The organism is Anaerococcus sp. (assembly GCF_022770135.1).
Classification (GTDB): Bacteria; Bacillota; Clostridia; order Tissierellales; family Peptoniphilaceae; genus Anaerococcus.
This window is the reverse complement of the sequence record NZ_JALEIL010000048.1, coordinates 1-3,108: the sequence shown is the minus strand read 5'-3', so window position 1 is coordinate 3,108 and position 3,108 is coordinate 1. Positions and strand designations below refer to the sequence as shown.

Below are 3,108 nucleotides of genomic sequence, written 5' to 3'. Positions count from 1 at the left end.
ACATATTTAATCTCCTTTTTTAGGTTGTGGTGATTTAATTATAGGATAAATGATTAAATATGTCTTCTTTTTTTTTCACAAAAAATCGTGTTGAAAGAAGTATCATTTACTTCTACCAACACGATTTATTATAGACCCATTTTTTATAGGCTTTTCATGTTTTTATATAAATATTTTTAAATATTAATTTTAGCGGTATACTTAATAATGTGTCATATGATTGACATTTTTAATTTGTTCTAGGAAATTATTTGCAAGAAGTGAATAATTTTACATTTATAAGGAGTTATTTTGAAAAAAGAAAAAGAAATTGAGAAACTTAGAGAATTTACTCCCTTGGCTGTAGTCTTGGGAGTTATAATAGCCATAGTATTTGGTGGGGCCAATGCTTATTTGGGACTTCGTGTAGGTCTTACCATATCTGCATCAATACCAGCGGCTGTTATTTCTATGGGTATAGTCAGAAAAATCTTAAAGCGTGATTCTATACTCGAAAACAATTTAGTTCAAACGATAGGTTCTGCAGGAGAGTCACTTGCAGCAGGAGCCATCTTTACCTTGCCAGCAGCCTTCTTGTGGGAAGCAGAGTGGGGAGATAGTCACTACATATCCTATCTAAATATCTTGATGTTGACCTTAATTGGAGGAGTACTTGGTATTATCTTTATGATTCCTCTAAGAAAAGCCCTCATAGTTAAGGAGGATGGAATCTTGCCATATCCTGAAGGAAGAGCCTGCGCAGAAGTGCTTAAGGCAGGAGAGTCAGGAGGACAAGACTCAAGTGTAGTATTTAAGGGCTTGGGACTTGCTTCTATCTATAAATTTTTGGCAAATGGACTTAAAATCTTCCCAGAAGGCGTAAGCTATGAAATATCTACGAAAAACTTTGGAGGAACTGCTATTGGCTTCGATGCCCTTCCAGCCCTAATGGGTGTAGGTTATATCGTGGGACCTAAAATCGACGCTATAATGCTTTCAGGAGGTGTCCTCGCCTGGCTTGTACTTATGCCACTGCTTCATGCCTTTGGCCCAGCAGAAATAGCCAGCCTTAGCCCATCCGACCTATGGTCAAACTACATCAGATATATAGGAGCAGGAGCTGTTGCTACTGGAGGAATTATATCTTTGATCAAGTCCCTTCCAATGATTATTAAATCATTTAAGGATTCTATCAAGGACCTTAAGGACAGAGATTCATCCAAAAATAAGGACAGACTTGATGCTGATATTTCTATTAAGGCTTCCATAATTCTTGTAATTATAGCGATTGTATTGATGTTTATGATGCCATCTTCACCACTTAACTTATTTGGTGCCTTGATTATAGTAGTATTCGGCTTCTTCTTTGCTACTGTTTCATCAAGGATGGTAGGAATAATAGGATCTTCAAACAACCCTGTATCAGGAATGTCAATAGCGACTCTCTTGATTGCTACTCTTCTTCTAAGACTAACAGGCTTTGTAGGCCATGACGGAATGATAGCAGCAATCTCTATAGGAACTATAATTTGTGTAATAGCTGCCATAGCAGGAGACTGCTCACAAGATTTAAAGACAGGTTACATCGTAGGAGCTAGTCCAAGATACCAACAAATTGGAGAGCTAATAGGAGTTCTCGCCTCATCCCTTGCCATAGGTGGAGTTTTGTGGATACTAAACAAATCTATAGGCTTTGGAACAAAGGACCTTCCAGCTCCTCAAGCCATGCTTATGAAGATGATAGTAGAAGGAGTTATGAACAATGACCTTCCTTGGAACTTGGTATTTGTAGGAAGCTTTATAGCTATTATGGTAGAGCTTTTGGGAGTAACAGTCCTACCTTTCGCTATAGGCCTTTACCTACCTATCAATACATCACTTGGAATAATGTTTGGTGGTCTTGTAAGAATTGCTGTAGATAAAATCAAGGCAAGTAAGGAAGAGAAAAAGGATGCAGAGACAAGAGGAACCCTCTACTCAGCAGGCCTTATAGCTGGAGAAGGAATCATGGGTATAATTCTAGCAGTATTCGCCCTAATTCCTGTCAAAGGCAAGACTCTGGCAGATCTTATCAATATTTCTGAGAAATTTGCCCTAAGCCAAGAAGCCTCTGTAGTTATATTTATATGCTTAGGCATACTAATCTTCACTAAGGCAAAAGGAGCCTTAAAGAAGGGCAAAAATGAAGCTTGATTTAGGGAAAATCCCAAAGAAAAACGTGGACTATGACTATGATGAGAAAAGTAAAACCTACACTATCCTCATGGACCACACCGGCCTAAACCACAAGCTAGCCCAGAAATTCTGGCATAAGCCAAAAATTACAAGAGTTAAGCTAGAAGGAATGGGAAATACAGTCTGGGAAGCCATAAATGGGCAAAATTCCATAGAAGATATAGGAAATATCCTAAAAGATTCCTATGGAGAAAAAGCCGAGCCCTTATACGAAAGGCTAGGCCAATACCTAAGAAACTTAGAAAAAAATAAATTTATAAAATATTGATTGGTAAATCTAAATAGTAATATCGAGATATTATTCTAATAAGATAAGATGTTTATCTACAAGACCATCGGGTAACTAACTAGTAAGGCAGTTGTTATCGTAAAATAAAGGGGCAATATTATGGTAGATTTAATGCTTGTTTTATTAACAATATGTTTCGTTATAATCGCTATTTATCAAGCTGATAAAAACAAAAACAAAAAGAATAAGAGTATTTCTTATAAATTATCTAAGACGGTTGCAAACATATTGAATTTTGTTACTTTTTTAGATACTAGAGACGTTAATAATATAATTGATGATATAGAAGATAAAAATAATAAAGATTAGAATTAAAAAAGGGGACCCTGTTAGTCCTCTTTTTTACTTATTTTTAAACAATACCTAAATAGATAAATAGGTGCTATAAATGCAAATTTATAAGATGCGAACGGTATTAACAAACCAGTTAGATCATTTTCATTTTTATCTAAATAAATATTTTCGCTTGGCATACTACACAAAGCTCCTAAGCTTAAATAAATAAATATTATTTTTTTTAATACTTGATTTATATTAAATCTTTCTAATAAGTAATAAAACAATACTATAAAAATAGCACTAAACACTATCCCTATTATATTAAT

Annotated in this window: 4 protein-coding genes; 3 read left to right on the top strand and 1 reads right to left on the bottom strand. The window is 35.1% G+C overall.

Going from position 1 to position 3,108, the window contains the following annotated elements; all coding sequences use genetic code 11:
- Positions 1-291: 291 nt before the first annotated feature.
- The 3 genes from MRZ08_RS01875 (at position 292) to MRZ08_RS01865 (ending at position 2,812) form a co-directional block, all read left to right on the top strand.
- Positions 292-2,172 (top strand): oligopeptide transporter, OPT family, encoded by a 1,881-nt coding sequence (locus MRZ08_RS01875; RefSeq protein ID WP_297378675.1) that lies wholly within the window; start codon positions 292-294, stop codon positions 2,170-2,172.
- Positions 2,162-2,482: a PqqD family protein gene (locus MRZ08_RS01870; RefSeq protein WP_297378674.1), complete on the top strand. Its 321-nt coding sequence runs from the start codon at positions 2,162-2,164 to the stop codon at positions 2,480-2,482. Before MRZ08_RS01875 ends, MRZ08_RS01870 begins: the two co-directional genes overlap by 11 nt.
- A 120-nt stretch (positions 2,483-2,602) precedes the next feature.
- On the top strand, positions 2,603-2,812 hold the full coding sequence (locus MRZ08_RS01865) for a hypothetical protein (protein ID WP_297378672.1): 210 nt from the start codon (positions 2,603-2,605) through the stop codon (positions 2,810-2,812).
- Positions 2,813-2,832: 20 nt separating this feature from the next.
- On the opposite strand, the gene MRZ08_RS01860 is transcribed toward MRZ08_RS01865, so the two are convergent.
- On the bottom strand, positions 2,833-3,108 hold a 276-nt coding region (locus MRZ08_RS01860; RefSeq protein ID WP_297378670.1), incomplete at its 5' end, for a hypothetical protein.

What these genes read in the sequence shown, in the direction of transcription:
- MRZ08_RS01870 (WP_297378674.1), top strand. Translation starts at nt 2,162, where the DNA reads ATGAAGCTTGATTTAGGGAAAATCCCAAAGAAAAACGTGGACTATGAC.
- MRZ08_RS01865 (WP_297378672.1), top strand. Translation starts at nt 2,603, where the DNA reads ATGGTAGATTTAATGCTTGTTTTATTAACAATATGTTTCGTTATAATC.